The organism is Pseudomonas sp. GM21 (assembly GCF_000282215.1).
In the GTDB taxonomy this organism is placed as follows: Bacteria; Pseudomonadota; Gammaproteobacteria; order Pseudomonadales; family Pseudomonadaceae; genus Aquipseudomonas.
Genome location: NZ_AKJS01000192.1, coordinates 18,365 through 42,982 on the forward strand (window position 1 = coordinate 18,365; position 24,618 = coordinate 42,982).

The following is a 24,618-nucleotide window of genomic DNA, read 5'->3' on the forward strand; positions in this document are numbered from 1 at the left end:
CCGCGCATGAACCGCGACAGTCGTCACCTGGAATCCATTCTCCATCGCGACATCCCCCTGACGCAGGCCATGGGCATCAAAGTGCTCGACTGGCACGACCAGCAACTGCGCCTGTACTTGCCACTGGAGGCCAACGTCAATCACAAAAGCACCATGTTCGGTGGCAGTTTGTATTGCGGCGCGGTGCTGGCGGGTTGGGGCTGGCTGCATTTGCGCTTGCGTGAGGAAGGGATTGAAGACGGGCATATCGTGATTCAGGAAGGGCAGATCAGCTATCCGCTACCGGTGACCCAGGACGCGACGGCGATTTGCCAGGCGCCGAGTGCGGCAGTGTGGAAGAAGTTTTTGGCGATGTATCAGCGCTATGGGCGAGCGCGATTGACGCTGCATTCACGGATTGTGAATGTCGGCAGTGATGAGGATGCGGTGAAGTTTACCGGGCAGTACGTCCTTCACCGGTAACTGATCGTTCCCACGCTCCGCGTGGGAATACAGCCCGTGACGCTCCGCGTCACTGGACGCGGAGCGTCCCTAGAGGCGTTACCACGCAGAGCGTGGGAACGATCTTATTCGCAGCCTCGTTTCACTCGACAGCTCCTACAGAAAATCGCATCCCTCCTGTAGGAGCTGTCGAGTGAAACGAGGCTGCGATCCTTGATCTTTACGCCCGTGCCAACGCCAACAATTTTTCGCGCCACGCAGCCTTCGCCGGCAGCGCCAAAAAGAACTCATTCAACAGCGATTCCCGTGCAGGATAGCAAAACGGCGCACCGCTCAAGTCCAGCACCTCGCCGCCCGCTCCTTCCAGCACGCCTTGCGCCGCTGCCGTGTCCCACTGCGAAGTCGGTGCCAGGCGCGGATAACAATCCGCCGCCCCTTCCGCCAACAGGCAGAACTTCAGCGAACTGCCGATATTGGCCAGTTGCAACTCACCCAGACTGTCGCTCAACCCAGCCAGCAAGCGCTCTTGTTCCGGGCTCGAATGTCGACGACTGGCGACCACGGTAAACGCCTCTCCCACTGCAGGCACTTCGCGAACCTGGATCGGCAATGGCTGGCTGCCCTTGTCGCCGCGCCAGGCGCCCAAACCCGCACCACCGACATAGAAACGCCCGTTGGTCGGCACCGACACCACACCAAACACCACTCGCCCCTGCTCGATCAGCGCGATGTTGACGGTGAACTCTTCGCTGCCGGTAATGAATTCCTTGGTCCCGTCCAACGGGTCCACCAGCCACCACCGCTGCCATCCGGCACGCACGCTTTGTGGGATGTTGGCGTCTTCTTCAGACAACACCGGAATGCTTGGGTCCAGCGCGGTCAAACCGGACAGAATCAAATGATGAGCCGCGAGGTCTGCGGCGGTGACCGGAGAATCATCAGACTTGGACGTCACGGCAGTATCGATGCGCCAGAACGGCAGAATCGCTTCGCCAGCCGTCAATGCCAGTTCGATCACCGGCGCCATCAACGGATGGGGAAAATTCAACTTCATGGCAAAAACACCCCACGCTGGGTCAGTAGGTCACGGGCCAGATACAGTGCCGCCAAGGCACGGCCCTCGGTGAAGCGCGGGTTCTGCGCCAGGGCGGATAACTCACGCAGATTGATCTTGTCTACGCCCATCGGCTCGGGCTCGTCGCCTTCAAGGCTTTCTTCATACAGATCGGTGGCCAGCACCACCTGGATCTTCTGGCTCATGTAACCGGGCGACAACGACAACTCGGTCAGATGCTCCAGCTGTCGTGCGCCATACCCGGCTTCTTCCTTGAGCTCACGCACAGCAGCCGCCAGCACGTCTTCACCCGGCTCGATCAGGCCTTTGGGCAAAGACAGCTCATATTCATCCGTGCCGCCGCAGTATTCCTCGACCAACACCGCATGATCCGAATCGAGCATGGCCACGATCATCACCGCGCCATACCCCGCGCCTTTGCCGACCAGACGCTCGTACGTGCGCTCCACGCCATTGGAAAAGCGCAGTTTCAGCTCTTCGACACAAAACAAACGGCTGGTGGCGACGATCTCGCGGGCAAGTACGGTGGGTTTCTGGCGCATGAAAAGCTCCTTGGCGTGAACGCGCTACTATACCCGGCCTATCCTGTTTGTTGACTCTGGATATCTCTTTTACCGCTGGAGAAGTTTTTTATGTCCCTGCTGCCCTGGCGCGACATCGACACCGTTCTGCTGGACATGGACGGCACGCTGCTGGACCTGCATTACGACAATCATTTCTGGATGGAGCACTTGCCTCAGCGTTACGCCGAGCTGCATGGGGTGAGCCGGACCATGGCCGAGCTGGAATTGCAGCCGCTGTTCGAACGTAATGCCGGCCAGTTGCAGTGGTACTGCCTGGATTTCTGGAGCGCCGAATTGAAACTGCCGGTGCGCGAACTGAAACTGGAAACCGCGCACCTGATCGCCTTGCGCCCGGATGCTGATACCTTTCTGGCGGCAGTCAGACAGGCGGGCAAGCGTGTGGTGATGATTACCAATGCGCACCGGGATTCGCTGTCATTGAAGCTGGAAAGGATTGAACTGGCGCCCTACTTCGAGCGTTTGATCAGCTCGCATGATTACGGTTTCCCCAAAGAGAATGCGCAGTTCTGGGAGGCGTTGCAGGCGGACATCGGCTTTGATCCGGCGCGTAGCCTGTTTATCGATGACACGTTGCCGATCCTGCGCAGTGCCCGCCGTTTTGGCGTGGCGCATCTGTTGGCGGTGAGCGAGCCGGACAGTCGCAAAGGGCCCAAGGACACGGCGGAGTTTGCGGCGGTGGGGGATTATCGGGATTTGATTGCAGGGCTTTAGACCGAGTCGTCTGCATCGCGGGCAAGCCACGCTCCCACAGGTTTTATGTCGTCTGTAGGAGCGTGACTTGCCCGCGAAGGCCATCACACGGTCTTGAGGGTTACTCGGGAATCCGCAACGACTGCCCTGGATAGATCTTGTTCACGTCCTTGAGCATCGGCTTGTTGGCATCGAAAATCTTTTGATACTTGTTGGCATCGCCATACACGCGCAAGGAAATCGCGCTGAGGGTGTCACCCTTCACCACCGTGACAAACACCGCAGCCTTCGCCACCGGCCCGGTCACGGTGATCTGGTCATCAACATTGCCCACACCGGCAATATTGCCCACCGCCAGCAGAATTTTTTCCTTCTCTTCCTGACTGCCGACTTCCCCGGTCACGGTCACTGTGTCGCCATCCACCGTGGCCTGTACATTCGGGTTACCCAAGCCGACCTTGCTGATGTGTTCCTTCAACTGCTCGCTGGCATTGGCGTTGCCGGGGGTCAGCAGATCGAGCAGTTTTTCGCCGGCTTCCTTCACAAAGCTAAAAATACTCATGGTGCACTCTCCTTGGGTTTGGTTTCCAGACGCAAAAGCGTAGACCAAGCGGGTAACCCCCGGCTCCAACCCGACCAATGACGTTGATCGGGTGCAAGCGCTAGAATCCCCTCCTTCACCGCGCCCTGGAGCGAAGATGGACATCAAGCAACTGAAATTCCTCATCGCCCTCGACGAAACCCGGCACTTTGGCCAGGCCGCCGCCCGCTGCCACATCACCCAGCCGACCCTGTCCATGCGCTTGCGCAGCCTCGAAGAAGAACTCGAGTTGCCGCTGGTCAATCGTGGTCAGCGCTTTGAAGGGTTTACCGCACCGGGTGAACGTGTGCTGGCCTGGGCGCGCACCGTGCTGGCGGCTTATGACGGCTTGCAGGCTGAAGCCGCGGCCTGTCGCGGCAACCTGGTCGGTACGTTGCGCCTGGGTGTGGTGCCGCTGTCGAGTTTCGATCCGTTGCCGCTGATGCAACGCTTGCACGCTGAACACCCGAACTTGCGCTTCGAACTCTCGGCACTGAGTTCCGAGCAAATTCTCGAGCAGCTGTCGAACAATCGTCTGGACCTCGGCGTGTCTTATCTGGAGCGCCTGGACAACGAGCGCTTCGATTCGCTGGCGTTCAGTGAAACCCACATGGGCCTGCTCTACGATCAGCGCTTTTTCAGTTTCGGCGAAGCGCCTTTGAGCTGGGAGTCGCTGATCGCAATGCCGCTGGGAATGCTCACCAGTGGCATGCACTTTCGCCAGTCCATCGACCACAACTTCCACAGCCGCGGCCTGTCACCCCAACCACTGCTGCAAACCGACGCGGTGCACCAATTGTTACAAGCGGTTCATGGCGGCATGTGCTGCGCGGTGATGCCGCTGGACGGCGGTCTGGAAAACCTCACCGATCACTTGCGCCTGCACCCCATCGAAAACGCGCAAACCCTCGCACGGCTGGGGTTGATCATGCGTCGCAGCGCCCCACGCTCGGCCTTGGCGGAAGCCTGTTTTGCGATCTATCAGAAATCGTTGACAGCCTCTTGATCGACGTCATCTATCGGTAGATCAGTAATAGCGATTAGACGCGACCAATTGACGCGCCTAGGCTTAAACCTGACTAATCCCGTCGGTGATGCCTCATGAACACCAAGCGCCCCGGCTGCGCGGCGCCCGCACTCGAAACGCCCGCGCCAGACGCAAGCCAGACCTACAGTTTCTGTGACCTTCAATACACCGAATCGGCCAGCACCGCGCTGGCCGAAGAAGTGGCGTTGGCGATCGCCTTCAACGGCATCAGCCAGGCCGTCATGCTAGTGACGCCGACGGACCTTGAAGACTTCATCGTCGGCTTCAGTCTCGGCAGCGGCATTATCGAAGACGTGACTGACATCTATGACCTGCAATTGACCGGTGAAGGATCGGCACAGTACGCGCAAGTGACCATCGCCAATCGCGCCTTCTGGAACCTCAAGCTGCAGCGGCGGCAACTGGCCGGCACGAGCGGTTGCGGGCTCTGTGGCGTGGAAGCGGTTGAGCAGGCATTGCCCGACCTCAAGGTGTTGCCCGGCGCGCCGCTGCCGCCCGCCGAATGGCTCGATGGCCTGCGCGAACGCATCGGCGCATTCCAACCGCTGGGTCAACATTGCGGCGCGGTGCACGCGGCGGTGTTCATGAATGATCAGGGTGAATTGCTGCTGGGCCGTGAAGACATCGGCCGGCACAACGCCCTCGACAAACTGATTGGCGGGTTGATCCGCCAGAAGATCCCGACGACTGGCGGCCTGGCGATTGTCACCAGCCGTTGCAGCCTCGAATTGATTCAGAAAGTCTTGCGTGCCGGCATCCAGACCCTGGTCAGCCTGTCGTCGCCCACGGGCCTTGCCGTGCAATGGGCCCGTCGCCACAACCTCAATCTCATCCATCTACCCCAGAAGAATGCGCCGCGGGTCTACAGCCCAGCGTTGGAGACTCAAGCGTGAGCCAACATCAACAAGCCGACCAGACACCCGTCCCCCGCTACAAGCCCTATAAAGGCGCGGCCGGTGGTTGGGGCGCACTGGCCAGCGTTGCCCGGGCCTGGTTGACCAGCGACAACGCGCTGAAAAACCTGCGCATGATGCTCAAGACCAACAAGAACGGCGGGTTCGACTGCCCTGGTTGCGCCTGGGGCGATTCCAAGGAAGCCGGCATGGTGGCGTTCTGCGAGAATGGTGCCAAAGCGGTGAACTGGGAAGCGACCAAACGCCGTGTCGATGGCGCGTTTTTCGCCAAACACAGCGTCAGTTCGTTGCTGGAACAAAGCGATTACTGGCTCGAGTACCAGGGTCGTTTGACCGAGCCGATGTGCTACGACGTCGAAACCGATCGCTACAAGCCGATCAGCTGGGAAGCGGCGTTCGCCTTGATCGCCAGGCATCTGCGGGGCCTGTCGAACCCGAACCAGGCTGAGTTCTACACCTCGGGCCGCGCCAGCAACGAAGCGGCGTACCTCTATCAACTGTTTGTGCGCACTTACGGCACCAACAACTTCCCCGACTGCTCGAACATGTGCCACGAGGCCAGTGGTGTGGCGTTGGCGCAAAGTGTCGGCGTCGGCAAAGGCACCGTGACGTTCGATGATTTTGAACACGCCGATGCGATTTTCGTCTGGGGCCAGAACCCCGGCACCAATCATCCCCGGATGCTCGAACCGTTGCGTGAAGCGGTGAAGCGCGGCGCCCAGGTTATCTGCATCAACCCGCTCAAAGAGCGGGGCCTGCAGCGCTTTCAGCACCCGCAGCACGCGATAGAAATGCTCACCAACGGTGACAAGCCCACCAACACCGCGTTCTTCCGTCCAGCCCTCGGTGGCGACATGGCGATTGTGCGCGGTATGGCGAAATTCCTGCTGCAATGGGAGCGCGACGCACAGAAGGCCGGTGAGGCTGCCGTGTTCGACCACGACTTCCTCAACGAACACAGCGCCAACGTGCTGGAATACCTGGCCGCCGTCGACGATACGCCGTGGGAGCAAATCGTCGCACAGTCTGGCCTGCCCCTGGTGGAGGTCGAGCAAGCAGCGCGCATGTATGCCAAGAGCAGGAGCGTGATCATGTGCTGGGCCATGGGCATCACCCAGCATCGCCACTCGGTTGCGACCATCCAGGAAATCGCCAACCTGATGCTGCTGCGCGGCAACATCGGCCGGCCGGGCGCCGGTCTGTGTCCGGTGCGTGGCCACAGTAACGTGCAGGGCGACCGGACCATGGGCATCAACGAGCGTCCACCGGTAGCGTTCCTCGATTCGCTGGAGCGTCGCTTCCAGTTCAAGGTACCGCGTGACAATGGCCACAACGTGATCGAGGCGATCCATGCCATGGCCGAAGGTCGCGCCAAAGTCTTTATCGGTCTGGGCGGCAACTTCGCCCAAGCCACTCCAGACAGTTCGCGCACCTTCCAGGCGTTGAGCAATTGCGACCTGACGGTGCAGATCAGCACCAAGCTCAACCGCAGCCATTTGGCACATGGTAAAGATGCATTGATCCTGCCGTGCCTGGGCCGCACTGACATCGATATACAAACCGAAGGCCCGCAAGCGGTGACCGTGGAAGACTCGTTCAGCATGGTCCATGCCTCCAACGGCCAATTGCAGCCATTGTCGAACCGGATGCGCTCGGAGCCGTCGATCATTGCCGGTATCGCCGCCGCGACCCTGGGCAGTAAACCGGTGGACTGGAACTGGCTGGTGGCCGATTACGGCCGTATCCGCGATCTGATCGCCGACACGATTCCAGGCTTTCGGGACTTCAACGAAAAGATCAAGAATCCGGGCGGTTTTTATCTCGGCAACAGTGCCGGTGCGCGTAAATGGAACACACCGTCAGGCCGGGCCAATTTCCGTCCCAATGCCCTGCCTCAAGACTTGGTTCACGAGCGCACCCGCGCTACTGGCGTACTGCCGGATTTGATCATGCAATCGATGCGTTCCCACGATCAGTACAACACCACGATTTATGGTCTCGACGACCGTTACCGAGGAGTAAAAGGCCAGCGCGACGTGTTGTTTGTGAACGAAGCTGACATCATTCGCCTGGGTTTCAAACCGGGACAGAAAGCCGACATTGTTTCGATCTGGGATGACGGGCGTGAGCGTCGGGTGAAAGGCTTCACACTGCTGGCGTTTGATATTCCCGCGGGGCAAGCGGCGGCTTACTACCCGGAAGTGAATCCGCTGGTGCCGCTGGAAAGCATCGGGGATGGCAGCCATACACCAACGTCGAAATTCGTGTCGATCCGGTTGGAAATGGCGAGTGAGACCGGGCTGATTTTGGCAAGGTCGGCTTAACGCGGCGTGATCGTTCCCACGCTCTGCGTGGGAATGCTATCCGGGACGCTCTGCGTCCCAAAGCGGACGCGGAGCGTCCATTGAGGCATTCCCACGCTGAGCGTGGGAATGATCATATTCCGGACACTTTCCAATCGCCCACAAAAAAGGCCGTTCCTGTATAGAAACGGCCTTTGCGAAGTAACTAAAGACCGGCGAAAAACAGTTAAGTTCCGTCTAAAAAACAGTAACTTATAGAATTGTGCACAAGTCGTGTTACTCGTCGGATTTCGATTGTCACGCCTCTGACACGGCCTCAGGATCGCGTCGTCATCCCCTTGAGGTTCCTACATGAAGTTCTCCTCGATTCTCTTGTTGTCCCTTGGCTTGTTCAGTGGCATTGCTTCTGCTGGCGGCAACACCGAAGCCGGTGTGGGCGGCGCATTGGGCGGGGTTCTTGGCTCGGTCGTCGGTCAGTCGTTAGGCGGCAGTACAGGTTCCACAATCGGCGCGGCCCTGGGCGGCGCGGGTGGTAGCGCAGTCGGCGCAGACAAACACAGCCGTGGCGAAGCCGCCATCGGTGGTGCGCTGGGCGCGGCAGGCGGTAACGTGGTCGGTCGCAACATGGGCGGCACCACAGGCAGCCTGATCGGCGCGGCAGCAGGCGGTGGCGCCGGTGGCGCGCTGGGTAACTACATGGGCAATAAATACGATGATGATGACGGTGACAATGATCGTCGCTCCTATCGTGGCCATGGTGATCGTCGTTACTACCGTGACGGCCATCCAGGTCGTGGCCATGCCTATGGCCATCGCAAGCACAAACACAAATACTATCGCCACTGAGGCTTCCATCGCCTCGTTAATCGGTAGTTAAAAAAATCGCAGCCCTGGGGCTGCGATTTTTTTTGCCCCGTCTAAACCACCAGGCGTTCCAGCGCTCCACGTAATCCGGCCGGAATCGATACCGGCTGATTTGAAGCACGATCTACAAAGACATGCACGAAGCGCCCGGCCGCACAAGCTTCGTTTTCCCCTTGCTTGAACACAGCCAATTCGTATTGCACCGAGCTGTTGCCCAGCTTGCCAACCCGCAAGCCGATCTCGATCCGGTCCGGAAAGGCGATGGAGGCAAAGTAATCGCACGCCGAACTCACGACAAAACCCACGACCTCGCCGTCATGGATATCCAGGCCACCGACTTCGATCAGGTAAGTGTTCACCGCCGTGTCGAAGAAGCTGTAGTAGGTGACATTGTTGACGTGACCGTAGGCGTCGTTGTCGTGCCAGCGGGTGGTGATGGGCTGGAAGTGTGGGTAGTCGGTGCGTTGATTCATGCGCAGCTCTCGTCTTGAAGTGGCTGAAGTTTATCGATCCGCAAACCCTTTACTCACCTCTGCCAATTCCCCGATCAAGCGTGCCGGACGCCAGTGATCACCCTGTCGGGTTTCCAGTGCCATCAAGCGCTGATGAATGTCCGCCAAGCCTTGTTGATCCGCCCACGCCATAGGCCCACCCTTCGCCGCCGGGAACCCATAACCATTGAGGTACACCAGATCGATGTCGTGCGCAGACGCCGCAATGCCTTCCTGAAGGATCTTCGCGCCTTCGTTGACCAGTGCCAGCAGGCAACGCTCAAGAATCTCCTCAGCGCTTATCTCGCGACGCTGGAAGCCCAGCCCTTCGCTGACCTGCAACACCAGCGCATCCACTTCCACATCGTGCTCGGCCTGACGACTGCCCGGCTCGTAGTGGTAATAACCGTTGCCACACTTCTGACCGAAGCGCCCGAGTTCACACAACCGGTTGTCCACCTGGACTTCCGGCGCATCCTGCCCCGTGCCCGCCAGTTCCCGAGCCCGCCAGCCCAGGTCGACGCCCACCACGTCGTACATGCGGAACGGCCCCATGGCGAAACCGAAACCTTGCAGCGCCGCATCCACTTGATAAGGATAAGCACCCTCAAGCAGCATTTTGCGCGCTTCGAGCACGTAGGTATTGAGCATGCGGTTGCCGATGAAACCGTCGCAATTGCCCGCCACCACACTGACCTTGCCCATGCGCTTGCCCAGAGCCAGCGCTGCGTCCAGGACTGCCGGTGCAGTCTGGGCGCCACGGACAATTTCCAGCAGTTTCATGATGTGTGCGGGGCTGAAAAAATGCAGGCCCAGCACCTGCTGCGGACGGCGAGTGGCGGCGGCGATGGCGTCGATGTCCAGCGCCGAGGTGTTGCTGGCCAGTATTGCTTCGGGTTTCAGCAGGCCGTCCAGCTCGCGAAATATTTTCTGTTTCAGTTCGAGGTTTTCGTACACAGCCTCGATGACCAGATCGACGTCGCGGATCGATACGTAGTCCGCCGCTGCGGTCACTCGCGCAATGCGCGCGTCAGCTTCGGCCTGATCAATGCGCCCTTGGCGCACATTGTGAGCGTTGGTTTCGGCTACCGTGGCCAACGCCTGTTCAAGCATCTGCGGATTGTTATCCACCCACTGCACCGGCACCCCGGCGTTCGCCAGACACATGACAATGCCACGGCCCATGGTGCCTGCACCGATGACGGCGGCGCGCTGAATGTTGAATGGCGTCTGGCTCATGATTTGCTCTCTTGTTGGCGATCCAAAGACAGCCACCACCATAGTCAGGCGTCGTGCGTTTTTGAAATTTATTCCTGTGATGAGCGACATTCAGCGGATGGATGAGATACCCATTGCAGCCCCATTCTCACAGCAGAAGTCCGAGTCCTTTGGGATACAGAACTCTGGAAGTACTCAATAGGAGTGAAATGAGCGCTAGCCAACAGCTTGAATCAGGTTAAAATTTTCTTGCCAGCTTCGCCGATTTTAAAAAAAAACTTGGCGTGGTAAAAAAAATCTATCCGGACGGGGGAACTGCCGATGGGAAACCGAGTGGGCTACGCCCATTTGATTGATGCGCTGGATCTGAAAGCTATCGAGGTGAAGCGGCCAGCGATCATCCAGCCGGTTACCCGCCTGGAGAAAATCGGCGGTGCATTGTCAGTACCGCAGAGCGTTGCGCCAGCGGAAGATGACTATCTGGCTCACATCATATTTGCCCTAAAACATGAGGGCGTCAATCTCGCCATTCTGGCTCAGGCACTCCCTCATATTGATGGCCAAATACTGGTCGAAGCCATTACCAAGGCTCCCAGTAGCGCTTACCTACGTAAAATCTGTTTCCTCTGGGAGTTTTTCACCGGTCAGCACCTGGACTATCCCGATAATCCTCGCGGTACCGCTACTTTTCTATTTGCCCCGGACAACTACGTCACCGGGCCATCAGTACGAAACTCGCGCTGGCGAGTCGACTTCAATGGCCTTGGCACACTTCGATATTGCGCGACAGTCGAGCGCACAACAGAGATTCAGTCCTTGCTCGACTATGACATTCTGGGTAGATCAAGAGCCTTTATTGGCGCCCTTCCAAAAGAGATGATGGATCGGGCGATCAGTTGGGCGTATCTCAGCGAAACCGAAAACTCGTTTGCCATAGAGAAGGAAGCTCCCAGCGAGCAGAAAGCACAACGATTTGTACAACTGCTCCGCCAGGCACATGAGCGTCAGCCACTTACCGAAGATTATCTTGTTGCGTTACAAAACAGCACGATCTCTAACCCCTTCGATCGTGCAGCCGCATTCCGTCACGAACAGAATCACCTGAGCAATTCGTTTCGCGGCGCAGCTGGCGTGACCTACGTGCCGCCGGCCCCAGGGCTCTGTCGTGAATTGATGGAAGAGTTGATGACGTTCGCCAACAGAGCGCCAGAGCAACTCGATCCTCTTGTGGCCGCAGGCATCGCCTCTTTTGGCTTCGTCTTTCTGCACCCGTTCATGGACGGCAATGGCCGTCTTTCACGCTTCCTCATCCACTTGGCTCTGTGCCGAAGCGGCGCTCTCGAAAACGGTCTCTTGCTACCTGTTTCGGTCGCTATGAAGCGCGAAGAACAACATTATCTGGAAGCGCTGCAATCTTTCTCAAAGCCCGTTCGTGAATTCTGGGATGTTCGCTGGATTGATGCGGAAACAATGAGCTTCAACTTCATTGGTGACGCCAGCATCTATCGCTACTGGGATGCCACCGATTGCGTAGCCTTCACAATGGAAATGGCTAAACGGGCCCTCGAGGTAGAGCTGAGAGAGGAAACCGACTTTCTTCAGCGGTTCGATACACTCGTGAAGGTTGTGAACGAAAACTACGACGTTCGAGGCAATCTTTTGTCCAGGTTAGTCATGCAGTGCCTGGATCAAAACGGCATTGTTTCCAAAGGCCGCCGCAAGCAATACCAAGGATCGATTCAGGAGGAGGTCTTCGACTTTCTCGAGCAACAAGCTCAGTCGCTATTGGCCGATGTCTACGGCGAACTTAATAACGATGCTTGAACGACCGCTGAGGAAGCGGTCGTACATCAACTTCACAGATGTGCCTCGGCCCAACCGCGTACCTCGCCGTACGGATAATCCTCCATCGCCGCAAACCCGGAAATAGTCCGCGCCTTCATCTTGGTAAACAACGGCACACTAATCCCGCACAGGAAACGCGTCACACGCTCAGCCGAAGGAACGCTGCCGGTGTGCTGTTCATGCCTGTGGATAAAGTCGCCGCACAGCGCTTCAAAGTTTTTATCCACAAGCGCTGGCAAATCCGGTGGTGCCGGCAGTCGCGCAACCTGCCCGTGGCATACCGAACAATGCCCGCATTGCCGAGGTGCGTTTTCGTCACCGAAGTATTCGGCCAGGCGAAAGCCCAGGCAGTGGTCGGTGGCGAACAAATCCAGCATCGCGTGAATCCGCGCAATTTCCGTACGTTCGTGTTGGGTGAAATAAGCGTGCAGCTCGGCACTCAACGCCTGACTGTCAAAGCCCGTTTGCAGCAGGCTGTAGACCTCGGTCATCTGCTTGCTTTCAAGCTCGACCCAACCCTTTTCCTGGAAATAATCCAGCGCCTTGACCACCCGATTTCGCTCCGCCTGATGCTGCTCATACAGTGCATCGAAATTCACCGTGGCCCAGGTTCGCGCACGACTGGAGGTCTGGATGATCGCGGCCACGAAGTCCTTGCGCTCACCCTCGAAGCGCGCGAGCAAGGCGTCCGGCTCCTGCAAATACTTGAACCGGTATTCGGCGTAGTAGGCGTAACGCGGGGCGATTAAACCGCGCAGCTCCAGCTGCACCAGCAAGGTCTTGAGCGGCAATTGGCGAATGTTGCTTTGATCGGCCAACGGCCCCAATAGAAACTCCCATTGCCCCTCAGGCGCGGCGGCGAGCATTTCATCAAGCACGCAGCGGATACCGTCCAGTTCAGGAGTGTCGCCGTAAACGAAATTTTCCAGCACGTTGAGGCTGTCGCGGTTAGCCAATACCAGGCAGTCGGATGGCTTCCCGTCACGTCCGGCACGGCCGATTTCCTGGCTGTAGTTTTCGATGGATTTGGGCAGGTCGAAATGCACCACATTGCGGATGTCGCTCTTGTCGATACCCATGCCAAACGCGATGGTGGCGACGATGCAATTGGACTGTCCGCCCATGAATCGTTTCTGGATGGCTTCGCGTTGATCGTGGGGCAAACCGGCGTGATACGCCTCGGCTTGAATGCCGTTGTGCCCCAGGTGTTCAGCGATGTGCTCAGCGGTTTTTTGCAGGGTAACGTAGACGATGCTCGGCTGACCGGAGCGTTCGCTCATCCACTCGACCAGACGTCGGCGTTTGTCCTGACCGCGTACCGGCTCGACCAACAGGTTGAGATTTGGCCGGTAGAAACCGGTGGTCACTACATCTTCCGAGGCGATGGCGAACTTGGCTTCCATGTCCGCGATGACCTTGGGCGTCGCGGTGGCGGTCAGCAGCAGCGCCTGCGGAATATTGAACTGGCGCTGGTAGTCAGGCAGCTTGAGGTAATCGGGGCGGAAGTTGTGGCCCCACTCCGAGATGCAGTGCGCCTCGTCCACCACCAGTAGCGAGATGGGGACTTGCTGCAGGAAATTACGGAAACGCTCGTTTTTCAGACGCTCCACCGAGATCATCAAAATCTTCAACTCACCGGACTTGGCCCGAGCCATCACATCACTGGCGTCGTCGCGGCTCTGCGCCGAATCGATACTGCCCGCCGCGATGCCGTGGCGTTGCAGGAACGCCAGTTGATCCTGCATCAGCGCGAGCAACGGCGAGACCACCAGCGTCAGGTGCGGCAGCAACAAGGCCGGTAATTGATAGCAAAGGGACTTACCGGAACCGGTGGGGAAAATCGCCGCCGCCGAGCGCCCGGCCAGCACTGCACTGACCGCTGCCTCCTGACCCGGTCGAAACTGTGGGTAACCGAAAACCTGTTCCAAGGTGTTGTGCATAAGCTGTCACTCCGTTGACCGCTGCGAAGCCCAAAGCCTAGCTGGCAAACGCCGCGAGTCGAGAAAAGGTCGGGGACCAAAACGATACGGGATGATACCGCGTCGCTCTATGGGGCTTTGCCACAGGATGAAACAAACGAAACACTTTGTTCCTCGCAGGACCGCTCAATCTGACGGTAAGGTCTTTCTCGCAAACAACCGTCTGCGCATTTCACATCACGGCAGGACGCCTGATGGGCGCGGCATTTGAACAAGGAATGACCATGCTTCAAAAATCAATTTTGGCCGTTGCGCTTATCCTGACTTCCCTGCTGCTGAGTGCCTGCGATGGACCACCCGCGGAGCCACCGTTGCTCGCGACGTGTGACTCCCTGGAGTGTTCCGCCCAACAGGCCTGGCGAACGTCCTGACAACTGCGGGTCAAGTGGCTACGACACCACCCACGGACACCCGTAGCTGGCTCGTCCAACCTCTACTCCTGAAACACCCGGCTCTTGCTCTCTCATGCAGCATGGGCCGGTCTGATTTCACCCGTCAAAACCCTGCACAAACAAGCGTAGTTTCAGACTCGGCTCATCCAGCACTTCGCCTTTTTCGAAACGTCCTACAAATTCTGGCGCGCACGTTACTGAGGTTTGAAGCGTTGCGCCTGACAAGCTCGTAGGAAATTCGCCCCCTAAGGGTATGGCAGGAAAAAACTCGGGGGACACGTAGGCAAAAGGTGACATCGACGATAAACCCCCTACAAAACCCGTCCATTTGCGCGGTATTGCGACGCCTGGATGCGCGCCCCTATAGTTTGCCGCGCCGCTGAAAACAGGACGGACCCCATGCAAGACCGCTATCGCCCACTCAAAACCAGTTACAGCGAAACACCCGTGTTGGTCATCGACACTGACGCAGACCCTCACGAAATACTCGACGCCGCGCGACAACGCATCCGCGCCGCCACCGGCCTGCTCGAAACTCTTTATTGCCTGTGCTTTAAACAGGCTGATACAGACGACATCCCAAATATCGTCAACGCGTTATACCTGCTGACCCAGGACGGCAACGAACTGCTCGAAATAGCCCGGCAACGACTGCCGAAAATTACCGCTGGCTAATGCCCGGATGAAAATCCCTGTGGGGATCAGGCTTGCCCGCGATGAACGATAACGCGGTAGGCCTGAATGCCACCAAACGATAGATATTTCGGCTGGGAATAAGTCTGTAGGCAACGCCCTATCAAAGCTTCATCCCGGTCCTACAGCTTCAGATCCCTTGTCGTCTATCGCTGCTCGGCGGCTCACACCTATAGTCGTGATCGTCGCTGACACATTCAGCGACTCGGGCTTGGTCACCCGACAAAGAGAGCTCACATTTCCAACTAATACAGGTGTTCCTCAGTGACAACGTTAAATCCTCTTTTTGATCGCTACCGCCCACTGCAAACCAACCTCACCGATTCCCCGCCCCTGATCATCGACACAGAGGCCAACCCCCAGGCCATCCTCGAAGCTGCCATGCAGCGCATCCGAGCCTCCAGCGATCTCCTTAAAACCCTGCACTGCATCTGCTTCAAACACGGCGATGTCGAAGACATCCCCCACATCACCCACGCACTTTACCTGCTGACTCAGGACGGCTTCGACCTGATGCAAGTCGCCCAACAACGCATGATGGGCTGGAAAGCGCCTGCCTGACGCTGCGTGAACAGATCGTTCTCCCGCTCAACGTGAGAACGATCAACCACTAGTCGTGGCTGATCACATGAAAGGCATTTCAAGTCAGATCAGCGTTGCCCTAAAGTAAGCCAGTGGCGTACATTACCGATGATTTTCGTTGAAACCCCGATCTTCACCCGTCGAGCCAAAGAGCTGATGGATGACGATGCCTATAGCGCCTTACAGAAGGTATTAGTGGTGAACCCTTCGGTTGGCGACATCATCGAAGGAACAGGCGGAATTCGCAAAATGCGGGTCGCGGCCAAGGGCCATGGCAAACGAGGCGGAGCCCGAGTGATTTACTACCATTTCGTCTCAGCGTCGCAGATCGCGCTGTTGATGATCTACCCTAAAAATGAACAACACGACCTGACCGCCGATGAACGCAAAGCATTGAAAGCAGTAATCGAACACTGGAGATAACCGTGAGCAAGTTTTTTGATGAGCTAATGGAAAGCGTGCAACAGATGGACGAGATCGTACGGGGTGAGCGTCTGCCTTCCCGCGAATTCCATGTGGATGCGTTGCAAGTCAAAGAGATTCGCAAGGCTACTGGACTGACTCAGGCAAAATTCGCAGCGTTGATCGACGTCCAACTCGGCACTCTGCGCAACTGGGAACAGGGCCGCCGCGAACCGACAGGGCCAGCCAAAGCCCTGCTGAAAGCCATACATAATGACCCGGTCCATGTGTTGAATGCGTTAGCCGGCTGAACAGTGCAGCACTGTTGAATTCCCCCTGTCCCAGCATTCAAGCATTCGTAGCCCGAGGTAATTATGATGACTGAATTAACGTTCAAACATAAACAAGCTCACTACGAAAAGGTCCGTCGCTCAAATTACTTGGCCAGTCTGCATCTCTCAGGATTCGACACCTCACCGGCTGACCTCGATAGGCCGCTTCTGACACGAGAAGAAGCGCTCGCCAAATACCGACAAGACACTCCGCCACAATCTGCTCCCGCTCTTCCCCCCAAGCTTGGTGAATTATAAGATCCATCCAAGCCCAAACTGACACCCCTGCAATGAACCTCGCCCCCAACTTCCCCGACGACCACACAATGCACCTGCTCATGCAGTTGCTGCATGAAGAGCTCGGCCTGCCCGAACGCAAAACCATCAGCCTCACCACCTCGATCAACTTCGACCTGGGTTGTGACGGTGCCGATGCACAGCATTTGATGGAAGCACTGGAAGAGCAGTTCGGGATCGACTTCGTGGACTACGACGCCTATCGCTACTTTCATCCTGAGGGCTTTGACGTATCCCTCAAGCGCCGTGCCAAAGGTCGCGGCGACAAAGTCCTGCTGACCATCGACATGCTCTACCAAGCGATCAAGATGCAACGATGGGACACACAGAAACTGGAAGGCATCTAGCCAACCCCATAAGTGCCATTATTCTGGTCGTTTAGCGCGTTTTCAGCTGGAATATTGGCAGTTGTACGGTCATTGGTGAAAACCGACCCACAAAAAAGCCGCCCTCAAAGGGCGGCTTTTTCATTACATCAAACCAACACTTACAACTTCGGCCCGGCAGCCTTGATCGCGTCGCTCACTTCGAACTTCTTGAAGTTCTCAACGAACAAACCGGCCAGCGCCTTGGCAGATTCATCATAAGCAGCCTTGTCAGCCCAGGTGTTACGTGGGTTCAACAGGCCAGTTTCAACGCCCGGCACAGCCAATGGCACGTCGAGGTTGATGGTGTCGAGGTGTTCGGTTTCAGCACCGATCAAGGCGCCGCTCTGGATCGCTGCGATCACCGCACGGGTAGTCGGGATGTTGAAGCGCTTGCCAACGCCGTAGCCACCACCGGTCCAGCCGGTGTTGACCAGGTAGACCTTGGAGCCGAAGCCGCGGATGCGTTTGATCAGCAGCTCTGCGTATTCGCCAGCCGGACGCGGGAAGAACGGTGCGCCGAAGCAGGTGGAGAAGGTCGACTTGATGCCGCTGCCGGAACCCATTTCGGTCGAACCCACCAGTGCGGTGTAGCCGGACAGGAAGTGGTAGGCCGCTTGTTCTTCGCTGAGGATCGACACAGGCGGCAGTACGCCGGTCAGGTCGCAGGTCAGGAAGATCACAGCGTTTGGCTCGCCACCGAGGTTCTTCTCGGAACGCTTGGCAACGTGCTCAAGCGGATAGGCTGCGCGGCTGTTCTGGGTCAGGCTGACGTCGTCGTAGTCGGCGTGCTTGGCGTCATCGATAACGACGTTTTCCAGGACTGCGCCGTGCTTGATGGCTTTCCAGATAACCGGCTCGTTCTTCTCGGACAAGTCGATGCACTTGGCATAGCAACCTCCTTCGATGTTGAACACCACGCCCTCACCCCAACCGTGCTCGTCGTCACCGATCAGGTAACGGCTTTCGTCGGCGGACAGGGTGGTTTTACCGGTGCCGGACAGACCGAAGAACAGGGTCACGTCGCCCGCTTCACCGATGTTGGCAGCGCAGTGCATTGGCAGCACGTCAGCGGCCGGCAGCAGGAAGTTTTGCACCGAGAACATGGCTTTCTTCATTTCACCGGCGTAGCGCATGCCAGCGATCAGCACTTTCTTCTGTGCGAAGTTGAGGATCACGCAACCATCGGAGTTGGTGCCGTCACGCTCTGGAACGCATTCGAAGTTGGCAACGTTGAGCACCTGCCACTCATCACGGCCAGCCGGGTTGTACTGGGCCGGGTTGATGAACAGGCAACGACCGAACAGGTTCTGCCAGGCAGTCTGCGTGGTCATTTTTACGGCCAGGTAGTGGTCGGCGGACGCACCTACATGAACGTGGGAAACGAAATGCTCTTGCGCATTGTTGAACGCCTCAACGCGGTCCCACAGGGCATCGAACTTGTCGGCCGGGAACTTGCGGTTGATCGGGCCCCAGGCGATAGCGGCCTGAGTGGTCGGCTCTTCAACGATGAAACGGTCGACTGGCGAACGGCCGGTACGGTGACCGGTACGAACAACCAGCGCGCCGGTATCGGCAAGCTCGCCTTCACCGCGATTCAGGGCTTCTTTAACCAGATCATCAACACTCAGATCGGTGTACACGGCGTTATTGGCTTGCGTCATGAGGTTCCCCATCGGCCAGTGGCCGAGTGCTCCAAACGTTTTGTAGTAGAAAGTCGTGCACTACTACCGCGAGAAAAAGTGGGCCGGATTATGCCAGAAACGCCCAAAAAAAGTAGGGCCCTCCCGTCGTTACGGCGTAATTCCGGCACTAACCAGTGAATTTACCTGCGCTGAACCGTTTTAGTGACGGGTATCTGACGGCGTCTCGACGCCCGCACCGGCGAATAATTGGGCGATATCGGCAGCATCGAACAGGTAACGCTGGTTGCAGAACTGGCAATCGATCTCGATGTTGCCACCGTGCTCGACCACCAGATTTTGTGCATCTTCTTTACCCAGACTGACCAGAGCATTGGCCGAACGTTCGCGCGAACAGCTGCAACGGAAACGCAGTTTCTGCACATCGAACAGACGCACCTGCTCTTCATGGTAGAGGCGATGGAGTACGGTTTCGTTGTCCAGGCTCAGCAGTTCATCGGCGGTCAGGGTACTGCCCAGCGCGGTGATGTGCTGCCAGCTGGCGGCGCGTTCTTCTTCGTCTTTCAAGCGGTCGGCGGGCAGTTGCTGAAGCAGCAGGCCACGGGCGCGACGGCCATCGGCGTACAGCCAGAAGCGGGTGCCGACCTGTTGGGACATGACGAAGTAATTAGTGAAGCACTCGGACAGGGTTTCGCCGTCGAGGTCGACGATGCCCTGATAACGCTGACCATGGGTCGGGTCGACCGTCAGCGCCAGAACGCCGTTGGGCATCAGGTCGGCGAGCGTCGCGTCGGGGGCGATCTGGTCGGCCTCGTAACGGGCCAGGCCGCGGATGTCGCGCTCGCTGGAGCACTCGATCATCAGCAGCGGGATCGGGCCGTCGGAACGGGCCTGCAGAATCAGCAAACCATCGAATTTCAGCGCGCCAACCAGCAGCGAGGCGGCGGCCATCAGTTCGCCGAGCAGTTGTGCGACCGGTTCCGGGTAGGCGTGTTTGGCCAGGACTTCGGCGTAGCTGAGCTCCAACGAGACCAGCTCGCCACGGGTGTCGCTGTCATCGAAGATGAAGCGTTGGGTGAAGTCGTTATCCGGTAGGTCGGTCATAGGTCTGGTATCTGAATTGATCAAAATTGGGGTTCAAAGCCTCTGACGCCATTGGCCCTCTTTATGGCCCAAGGAGTCGGATGTTGTAGTGATTTTCGACGAGTGGCTATTTATCAGCACGTTGTACCGTCGGGGAATGTCCCGATATGGTTACTCATCCAGCCAATTGCAAGTCCGCCGCAGTCAAAGGCCCTGATCAGGCTAGTCGCCACTACTATTGCCGCGAAACTTGAACAAATCCCGTCGCTGTTTCTTGCTCGGTTTGCCATCGGTGGTCATCCCCAGCGCACCCGCCTTGCGCTGGGCAGCGGCGTTTTCGCGCTTGGCGATGCTGGCCTCGGTTTCGGCATACAGCGTCTGAGCCTCCGGCGCGCCACGGCGAACAATGGACAACGCTTGAACCACGACCGTACGTTCTTCGAAACCGGTGCGGATCACGAATTCGTCACCTACTCGTGGTTCCTTACCTGGCTTACAACGTTCGCCCCGGCAATGCACCTTGCCGCTTTCAATCGCCGCCTTGGCCAAGGCACGGGTTTTGTAAAAACGCGCGGCCCATAACCATTTATCGAGACGGACTTTGTCGTCCTCTTCATTTTTTTGTGCCATGGAATTTCCTCGCTCTGAAATATTGCTGAACTGTACTACCGTTTCAGTCGTACCAAGAATTGCACCGGCTCGGATTACAATGCACGCATTCCAGAACCTCCCTTGGGGGCTGGAAATCCGGGCCGTAGATATCTGTCGCCTTTTAACCATTATTCTGCGTGAATACCGCGAACTCGGTCGCTTGCGGGCCGAGCGGTTTCTACCGGTTGAGCAACTTTGAAGACATTTGACCATTTGACCGTTGTCGGTCTGCGCGAGTGGGTGGCGCTCCCTGATTTGGGAGTCGCGGGCCTGCGGGCAAAAATCGACACCGGTGCCAGCACCTCCAGCCTGCATGCCACCGACATCGAGCCGTTCGAGCGCGATGGTGAGCAGTGGGTGCGCTTCACCGCACACTTGGGCACGGTGGTGCAATTACGTCATCGACGCTGTGAAGCACCGCTGGTGACGATGAAAACCATTAAAAGCTCCAACGGTCACGCGCAGAAGCGATACGTGGTCAGCACCACCCTGGCCCTCGGTGATCGGGTCTGGCGAGTCGAGTTCACGCTCGCCTGCCGCAAATCCATGCGTTATCGCCTGTTACTCGGTTCAAAAGCCCTGATTCACGGCCAATTGGTGGTCAACCCGGGCATCAAGTACGTACAAGACAAGCCGGTGTTCCCGGTATCTACCTCCTCAACAGGTGTTGCATGAAGATCGCTGTGCTGTCGCGGAACCCGCGTCTGTATTCCACTCGTCGTCTGGTTGAAGCCGGTACCGAGCGTGGCCATGAAATGGTGGTGATCGACACACTGCGCGCCTATATGAACATTGCCAGCCACAAGCCGCAGATCCACTACCGCGGCAAGCCGCTGGAAGGATTCGATGCGGTAATCCCCCGGATCGGGGCATCGGTAACGTTTTATGGCTGCGCGGTATTGCGTCAGTTTGAAATGATGGGCGTGTTTCCGCTCAATGAATCCGTGGCCATTGCCCGTTCGCGGGACAAACTGCGCTCGTTGCAATTGCTGTCACGCCGCGGGATCGGTTTGCCGGTGACCGGGTTTGCTCACTCTCCGGACGACATCCCCGACCTGATCGACATGGTCAACGGTGCTCCGCTGGTGATCAAGGTATTGGAAGGCACCCAAGGCATTGGCGTGGTGCTGTGTGAAACGGCAACGGCGGCAGAGTCGGTGATCGAAGCGTTCATGGGCTTGAAGCAAAACATCATGGTTCAGGAGTACATCAAGGAAGCTGGCGGTGCCGACATTCGCTGCTTCGTGGTCGGCGACAAGGTGATCGCCGCGATGAAGCGCCAGGCCAAACCTGGAGAGTTCCGCTCCAACCTGCATCGGGGCGGCAGCGCCAGCCTGATCAAGATCACCCCCGAAGAACGCATGACCGCATTGCGTGCGGCGAAGGTGATGGGGCTGGCGGTGGCGGGTGTGGATATCCTGCGCTCCAATCACGGGCCGCTGGTGATGGAAGTGAACTCGTCACCGGGTCTGGAAGGGATTGAAACCACCACCGGGAAGAACGTGGCAGGGATCATCATCGAGCATCTGGAGAAGAATGGCGGGCCGAATATGACGCGGACCAAAGGGAAGGGGTAGAAAAGCAGCTTTAAGCGGCAAGCTTCAAGCTGCAAGTGAAAAGCACACGGCAGTCCCACGCAGGACTTGCTTTTCGCTTTTCGCTTGCAGCTTGCAGCTTGCAGCTGCGGCTATACCGCATCCCGAGGCAACATCAGCCCCAGTGGCAACCGCACCCGCGCTTCCAGTCCGCCACCGGACCGATTGCGCAGCTCGACATTCCCGCCATGCATCGAAGCAATCCGCTTCACGATCGCCAGCCCTAAACCAGTCCCCTTGCCACCCCGGGCACGATCCCCGCGGGTGAATGGATTGAAGATCGCTTCCAGCTCGGAAGGATCAATCCCCGCCCCACGGTCCATGACACTCAGCACCACATACGGCGCGGCGGTATCGCCAGACACATAGGCCGCCACCTCAACGCCGCTACCGGCGTGATGCAAAGCATTGCCGATCAGGTTGTTCAACAGTCGTTTCATCGATACCCGACGCAACGGAAACGGCTGGATCGGTTCCAGGCGCAAACGCACCTTTTCTTCATTCTGGTTGTACGGCGCAGCGACTTCGCGAACCAGGTCGCTCAAGTCCACTTCTTCCACTGATTCATCACGGCCATCGCGGATGAACGCCAGGAACTGATCGAGGATCGCGTCCATGTCTTCGATGTCGCGCACCATGTCGTCGGTAAGATCGGTGCGATCCCCCATCAACTCCAAAGACAGGCGCAATCGGGTCAATGGAGTCCGCAAGTCGTGGGACACACCGGCCAGCATCAGCTCACGTTCGCGACCGGCCTGCTCGACGTCCTCGGCCATCTGGTTGAAGGCGCGATACACCTCGGTCATTTCGCTGGGCGTATCGCTGATAGGTAGACGCACGCTGCGCCCCTGGCCGAGTTGCCTTGCGGCATACACCAGACGTTTCAACGGTTGATTGAGTTGGCTGACGAAGATCCATGCCGACGCGGTGGACAGCAAGCCAATGGCGAGGAACCAGCCGAGCACGTTCCAGATTTTCTGCCCACGCAACGGATGCGGGTACAGCGGCACTTTCAGCCATCCATCACCCAGGCTTGGCGCACGGACCCACAGCGCTGGCGGTGAGTGCATGCGTAACCGGACTTCGGTGTCGGCCCCCAGCTCGGCCTGCATCTGCCGCTGGTAGATTTCGCTGTACGGCCAATGGTGTTCACCTTCCGGCACACCGGCCCCCACCACCCGGATCAGCGTGGCCGCATCGGCGATCTTCGTGCGGTTTTCTTCATCGGCGGCCCAATAGGCGCGCAGCGTCAGGGCGACGCCGTGACTGTATTGACGGTCCACCAGCACGTCTTCGTTCATCAACAGATAAACCAGGGTCAGCGCCTTGGAAAACAGGACGACGATCAACACCAGCCAAAGGGTGCGGGAGAAAAAGCTCTGGGGAAACCAAACGGGGGTTTTCATGGATAGCCGCTACACACTGGCAGGAACGAGCGATGCTCGCATATTGCAGATCGCGAGTCTGCGGACAATATCGCCCGCAAGACCCGCTCCTGCAAATCACCGATCACTTGGTGGCGGCGCCATCCGGAACGAACACATAGCCCACGCCCCAGACTGTCTGGATGTAACGCGGCTTGGACGGGTCGGGTTCAATCATCCGGCGCAGACGGGATATCTGTACATCGATGGAACGCTCCAGGGCATCCCACTCGCGACCACGGGCCAGGTTCATCAGTTTGTCACGGGTCAGAGGCTGACGCGCGTTCATGACCAATGCCTTGAGGACCGCAAACTCACCGGTGGTGAGCATGTGCACTTCGTCACCGCGCTTGAGTTCGCGGGTCGCCAGCGACAGTACGTAATCACCAAAGGTCACGCTTTCGTCTTCGCTACCCGGCGCACCCGGTACAGGTGTCGACTGACGACGCAGGACCGCTTTGACGCGGGCCATCAGTTCGTCCGGGTTGAACGGCTTGGCCAGGTAATCGTCGGCGCCCAGTTCCAGGCCCTTGATGCGGCTCAGCTCATCGCCCTTGGCAGTCAGCATGATGATGGGAATCTGATTGTTCGCCGTGCGCAAGCGACGACAAGCGGTCAAGCCGTCTTCGCCGGGCAACATCAGGTCGAGGACAACCAGGTTGAACACTTCGCGCGCCAGCAGGCGATCCATTTGCTCGGTGTTCGGAACGGCGCGGGCGCGGTAGCCCTTGCTGACGAAAAAGCGTTCCAGCAGGCTGCTGAGCCCCGGATCGTCGTCAACAATAAGAATTTTTTCGCCTTCAGCAGTGTTTGCAGTGCTGCTCATTAGATGCTCCTTTGATCTCGGCGCGCATTATGGCGTAGCTGTCGTTATACGCACCGAGTGCATTGTTAGCAGATTTTTCCTCCACCGCCAGCAAACCGGCCATTACCACTCCAGCCTGCGATGCCCCCGAACGGCCGAACGCTGGTTATAATGCGCGGCCTTTTGTGTCAGGCAACATCAGACAGGTACTACAGGCAGGCGCTATTTATTTCCCTGCCGCCCGCAGTAAATGTTCGATTTCACGGGTCAATGGGGTGCCCTTTGATCCAGGCAGCGGCGCAGGCCAGGCCGCTCAACCAGA

At 58.0% G+C, this 24,618-nt stretch carries 26 protein-coding genes and 1 pseudogene; 15 read left to right on the forward strand and 12 right to left on the reverse strand.

Going from position 1 to position 24,618, the window contains the following annotated elements:
* Positions 1-6: 6 nt before the first annotated feature.
* Entirely contained in the window at positions 7-462 is a 456-nt protein-coding gene (locus PMI22_RS01570) for a thioesterase domain-containing protein (RefSeq protein WP_007949171.1), read from the forward strand.
* Between the two features lie 199 nt (positions 463-661).
* Here the strand turns inward: PMI22_RS01570 and cysQ are convergent, their stop codons facing one another.
* Positions 662-1,495, reverse strand: a complete 834-nt coding sequence (gene cysQ / locus PMI22_RS01565; protein WP_007949173.1) for a 3'(2'),5'-bisphosphate nucleotidase CysQ — start codon at positions 1,493-1,495, stop codon at positions 662-664.
* Positions 1,492-2,058 (reverse strand): ADP compounds hydrolase NudE, encoded by a 567-nt coding sequence (gene nudE / locus PMI22_RS01560; RefSeq protein WP_007949175.1) that lies wholly within the window; start codon positions 2,056-2,058, stop codon positions 1,492-1,494. Before nudE ends, cysQ begins: the two co-directional genes overlap by 4 nt.
* Before the next feature lie 90 nt (positions 2,059-2,148).
* On the opposite strand from nudE, the gene yrfG reads away from it, so the two are divergent.
* On the forward strand, positions 2,149-2,811 hold the full coding sequence (gene yrfG / locus PMI22_RS01555) for a GMP/IMP nucleotidase (RefSeq protein ID WP_007949176.1): 663 nt from the start codon (positions 2,149-2,151) through the stop codon (positions 2,809-2,811).
* A gap of 100 nt (positions 2,812-2,911) precedes the next feature.
* On the opposite strand, the gene lysM is transcribed toward yrfG, so the two are convergent.
* Positions 2,912-3,352, reverse strand: coding sequence for a peptidoglycan-binding protein LysM (gene lysM, locus PMI22_RS01550; protein ID WP_007949177.1), 441 nt, complete (start codon positions 3,350-3,352; stop codon positions 2,912-2,914).
* Positions 3,353-3,488: 136 nt separating this feature from the next.
* On the opposite strand from lysM, the gene PMI22_RS01545 reads away from it, so the two are divergent.
* The 4 genes from PMI22_RS01545 to PMI22_RS01530 all read left to right on the forward strand — a co-directional run bounded on the left by PMI22_RS01545 (position 3,489) and on the right by PMI22_RS01530 (position 8,481).
* The gene (locus PMI22_RS01545) at positions 3,489-4,376 is read left to right on the forward strand and encodes a LysR family transcriptional regulator (protein ID WP_007949178.1); all 888 of its coding nucleotides are present in this window, start codon (positions 3,489-3,491) and stop codon (positions 4,374-4,376) included.
* 95 nt (positions 4,377-4,471) lie between these two features.
* On the forward strand, positions 4,472-5,311 hold the full coding sequence (gene fdhD, locus PMI22_RS01540; RefSeq protein WP_007949179.1) for a formate dehydrogenase accessory sulfurtransferase FdhD: 840 nt from the start codon (positions 4,472-4,474) through the stop codon (positions 5,309-5,311).
* On the forward strand, positions 5,308-7,656 hold the full coding sequence (locus PMI22_RS01535) for an FdhF/YdeP family oxidoreductase (protein ID WP_007949181.1): 2,349 nt from the start codon (positions 5,308-5,310) through the stop codon (positions 7,654-7,656). Before fdhD ends, PMI22_RS01535 begins: the two co-directional genes overlap by 4 nt.
* Positions 7,657-7,986: 330 nt before the next feature.
* Positions 7,987-8,481 carry a glycine zipper domain-containing protein gene (locus PMI22_RS01530; RefSeq protein ID WP_007949182.1) on the forward strand — a complete coding sequence of 165 codons (495 nt, stop codon included), beginning with the start codon at positions 7,987-7,989 and terminating at the stop codon, positions 8,479-8,481.
* A gap of 71 nt (positions 8,482-8,552) precedes the next feature.
* Here PMI22_RS01530 and PMI22_RS01525 read toward each other — a convergent pair whose 3' ends face one another.
* Together PMI22_RS01525 and PMI22_RS01520 are read right to left on the reverse strand one after the other, a co-directional pair.
* Positions 8,553-8,972 carry an acyl-CoA thioesterase gene (locus PMI22_RS01525; RefSeq protein WP_007949183.1) on the reverse strand — a complete coding sequence of 140 codons (420 nt, stop codon included), beginning with the start codon at positions 8,970-8,972 and terminating at the stop codon, positions 8,553-8,555.
* A gap of 30 nt (positions 8,973-9,002) precedes the next feature.
* On the reverse strand, positions 9,003-10,229 hold the full coding sequence (locus tag PMI22_RS01520) for a 3-hydroxyacyl-CoA dehydrogenase (RefSeq protein ID WP_007949184.1): 1,227 nt from the start codon (positions 10,227-10,229) through the stop codon (positions 9,003-9,005).
* Positions 10,230-10,529: 300 nt separating this feature from the next.
* On the opposite strand from PMI22_RS01520, the gene PMI22_RS01515 reads away from it, so the two are divergent.
* Complete coding sequence (locus PMI22_RS01515; RefSeq protein ID WP_007949185.1) at positions 10,530-12,032, forward strand: Fic family protein; 1,503 nt, start codon at positions 10,530-10,532, stop codon at positions 12,030-12,032.
* A 32-nt stretch (positions 12,033-12,064) separates the two neighbouring features.
* Here PMI22_RS01515 and PMI22_RS01510 read toward each other — a convergent pair whose 3' ends face one another.
* The gene (locus PMI22_RS01510) at positions 12,065-13,993 is read right to left on the reverse strand and encodes a RecQ family ATP-dependent DNA helicase (RefSeq protein ID WP_007949186.1); all 1,929 of its coding nucleotides are present in this window, start codon (positions 13,991-13,993) and stop codon (positions 12,065-12,067) included.
* Between the two features lie 830 nt (positions 13,994-14,823).
* Between PMI22_RS01510 and PMI22_RS01505 the strand changes: the two genes are divergently transcribed.
* The 6 genes and pseudogenes from PMI22_RS01505 to PMI22_RS01485 all read left to right on the forward strand — a co-directional run bounded on the left by PMI22_RS01505 (position 14,824) and on the right by PMI22_RS01485 (position 17,077).
* On the forward strand, positions 14,824-15,099 hold the full coding sequence (locus PMI22_RS01505) for a hypothetical protein (protein WP_007949189.1): 276 nt from the start codon (positions 14,824-14,826) through the stop codon (positions 15,097-15,099).
* Positions 15,100-15,381: 282 nt separating this feature from the next.
* Positions 15,382-15,678 (forward strand): hypothetical protein, encoded by a 297-nt coding sequence (locus PMI22_RS01500; protein WP_007949190.1) that lies wholly within the window; start codon positions 15,382-15,384, stop codon positions 15,676-15,678.
* Positions 15,679-15,807: 129 nt separating this feature from the next.
* Positions 15,808-16,122, forward strand: a complete 315-nt coding sequence (locus PMI22_RS01495; protein WP_007949191.1) for a type II toxin-antitoxin system RelE/ParE family toxin — start codon at positions 15,808-15,810, stop codon at positions 16,120-16,122.
* A 2-nt stretch (positions 16,123-16,124) separates the two neighbouring features.
* On the forward strand, positions 16,125-16,412 hold the full coding sequence (locus tag PMI22_RS01490) for a helix-turn-helix domain-containing protein (protein WP_007949192.1): 288 nt from the start codon (positions 16,125-16,127) through the stop codon (positions 16,410-16,412).
* Positions 16,413-16,478: 66 nt separating this feature from the next.
* Positions 16,479-16,646, forward strand: a pseudogene (locus PMI22_RS32200) (YhfG family protein); the annotation flags it as partial.
* A gap of 77 nt (positions 16,647-16,723) precedes the next feature.
* Positions 16,724-17,077 (forward strand): DUF1493 family protein, encoded by a 354-nt coding sequence (locus PMI22_RS01485; protein WP_007949195.1) that lies wholly within the window; start codon positions 16,724-16,726, stop codon positions 17,075-17,077.
* Positions 17,078-17,217: 140 nt separating this feature from the next.
* Here the strand turns inward: PMI22_RS01485 and PMI22_RS01480 are convergent, their stop codons facing one another.
* From PMI22_RS01480 to PMI22_RS01470, 3 genes are all read right to left on the reverse strand, one after another.
* Complete coding sequence (locus PMI22_RS01480; protein ID WP_007949196.1) at positions 17,218-18,759, reverse strand: phosphoenolpyruvate carboxykinase; 1,542 nt, start codon at positions 18,757-18,759, stop codon at positions 17,218-17,220.
* Positions 18,760-18,939: 180 nt separating this feature from the next.
* On the reverse strand, positions 18,940-19,842 hold the full coding sequence (gene hslO, locus PMI22_RS01475) for an Hsp33 family molecular chaperone HslO (RefSeq protein ID WP_007949197.1): 903 nt from the start codon (positions 19,840-19,842) through the stop codon (positions 18,940-18,942).
* 201 nt (positions 19,843-20,043) lie between these two features.
* On the reverse strand, positions 20,044-20,451 hold the full coding sequence (locus tag PMI22_RS01470) for an RNA-binding S4 domain-containing protein (RefSeq protein WP_007949198.1): 408 nt from the start codon (positions 20,449-20,451) through the stop codon (positions 20,044-20,046).
* 216 nt (positions 20,452-20,667) lie between these two features.
* On the opposite strand from PMI22_RS01470, the gene rimB reads away from it, so the two are divergent.
* Together rimB and rimK are read left to right on the forward strand one after the other, a co-directional pair.
* Positions 20,668-21,147, forward strand: coding sequence for a retropepsin-like aspartic endopeptidase RimB (rimB, locus tag PMI22_RS01465; RefSeq protein ID WP_007949200.1), 480 nt, complete (start codon positions 20,668-20,670; stop codon positions 21,145-21,147).
* On the forward strand, positions 21,144-22,049 hold the full coding sequence (rimK, locus tag PMI22_RS01460; protein ID WP_007949201.1) for a 30S ribosomal protein S6--L-glutamate ligase: 906 nt from the start codon (positions 21,144-21,146) through the stop codon (positions 22,047-22,049). The genes rimB and rimK overlap by 4 nt, the downstream gene beginning before the upstream one ends.
* A 110-nt stretch (positions 22,050-22,159) precedes the next feature.
* Here the strand turns inward: rimK and PMI22_RS01455 are convergent, their stop codons facing one another.
* From PMI22_RS01455 to PMI22_RS32300, 3 genes are all read right to left on the reverse strand, one after another.
* Complete coding sequence (locus PMI22_RS01455) at positions 22,160-23,473, reverse strand: ATP-binding protein (RefSeq protein WP_007949202.1); 1,314 nt, start codon at positions 23,471-23,473, stop codon at positions 22,160-22,162.
* Positions 23,474-23,576: 103 nt separating this feature from the next.
* Complete coding sequence (ompR, locus tag PMI22_RS01450; protein ID WP_007949203.1) at positions 23,577-24,317, reverse strand: osmolarity response regulator transcription factor OmpR; 741 nt, start codon at positions 24,315-24,317, stop codon at positions 23,577-23,579.
* Positions 24,292-24,420, reverse strand: a complete 129-nt coding sequence (locus PMI22_RS32300) for a hypothetical protein (protein WP_007949204.1) — start codon at positions 24,418-24,420, stop codon at positions 24,292-24,294. The genes ompR and PMI22_RS32300 overlap by 26 nt, the downstream gene beginning before the upstream one ends.
* Between the last annotated feature and the right edge of the window lie 198 nt (positions 24,421-24,618).

Coding starts and splice junctions, on each gene's coding strand:
- PMI22_RS01505 (WP_007949189.1), top strand. CDS start 14,824: ATGCAAGACCGCTATCGCCCACTCAAAACCAGTTACAGCGAAACACCC.
- lysM (WP_007949177.1), bottom strand. CDS start 3,352: ATGAGTATTTTTAGCTTTGTGAAGGAAGCCGGCGAAAAACTGCTCGAT.
- PMI22_RS01470 (WP_007949198.1), bottom strand. CDS start 20,451: ATGGCACAAAAAAATGAAGAGGACGACAAAGTCCGTCTCGATAAATGG.
- rimK (WP_007949201.1), top strand. CDS start 21,144: ATGAAGATCGCTGTGCTGTCGCGGAACCCGCGTCTGTATTCCACTCGT.
- nudE (WP_007949175.1), bottom strand. CDS start 2,058: ATGCGCCAGAAACCCACCGTACTTGCCCGCGAGATCGTCGCCACCAGC.
- fdhD (WP_007949179.1), top strand. CDS start 4,472: ATGAACACCAAGCGCCCCGGCTGCGCGGCGCCCGCACTCGAAACGCCC.
- PMI22_RS01530 (WP_007949182.1), top strand. CDS start 7,987: ATGAAGTTCTCCTCGATTCTCTTGTTGTCCCTTGGCTTGTTCAGTGGC.
- PMI22_RS01515 (WP_007949185.1), top strand. CDS start 10,530: ATGGGAAACCGAGTGGGCTACGCCCATTTGATTGATGCGCTGGATCTG.
- PMI22_RS01570 (WP_007949171.1), top strand. CDS start 7: ATGAACCGCGACAGTCGTCACCTGGAATCCATTCTCCATCGCGACATC.
- PMI22_RS01495 (WP_007949191.1), top strand. CDS start 15,808: ATGATTTTCGTTGAAACCCCGATCTTCACCCGTCGAGCCAAAGAGCTG.
- PMI22_RS32300 (WP_007949204.1), bottom strand. CDS start 24,420: ATGGCCGGTTTGCTGGCGGTGGAGGAAAAATCTGCTAACAATGCACTC.
- PMI22_RS01485 (WP_007949195.1), top strand. CDS start 16,724: ATGAACCTCGCCCCCAACTTCCCCGACGACCACACAATGCACCTGCTC.
- PMI22_RS01520 (WP_007949184.1), bottom strand. CDS start 10,229: ATGAGCCAGACGCCATTCAACATTCAGCGCGCCGCCGTCATCGGTGCA.
- PMI22_RS01455 (WP_007949202.1), bottom strand. CDS start 23,473: ATGAAAACCCCCGTTTGGTTTCCCCAGAGCTTTTTCTCCCGCACCCTT.
- yrfG (WP_007949176.1), top strand. CDS start 2,149: ATGTCCCTGCTGCCCTGGCGCGACATCGACACCGTTCTGCTGGACATG.
- cysQ (WP_007949173.1), bottom strand. CDS start 1,495: ATGAAGTTGAATTTTCCCCATCCGTTGATGGCGCCGGTGATCGAACTG.
- hslO (WP_007949197.1), bottom strand. CDS start 19,842: ATGACCGACCTACCGGATAACGACTTCACCCAACGCTTCATCTTCGAT.
- PMI22_RS01510 (WP_007949186.1), bottom strand. CDS start 13,993: ATGCACAACACCTTGGAACAGGTTTTCGGTTACCCACAGTTTCGACCG.
- PMI22_RS01545 (WP_007949178.1), top strand. CDS start 3,489: ATGGACATCAAGCAACTGAAATTCCTCATCGCCCTCGACGAAACCCGG.
- PMI22_RS01480 (WP_007949196.1), bottom strand. CDS start 18,759: ATGACGCAAGCCAATAACGCCGTGTACACCGATCTGAGTGTTGATGAT.
- PMI22_RS01525 (WP_007949183.1), bottom strand. CDS start 8,972: ATGAATCAACGCACCGACTACCCACACTTCCAGCCCATCACCACCCGC.
- ompR (WP_007949203.1), bottom strand. CDS start 24,317: ATGAGCAGCACTGCAAACACTGCTGAAGGCGAAAAAATTCTTATTGTT.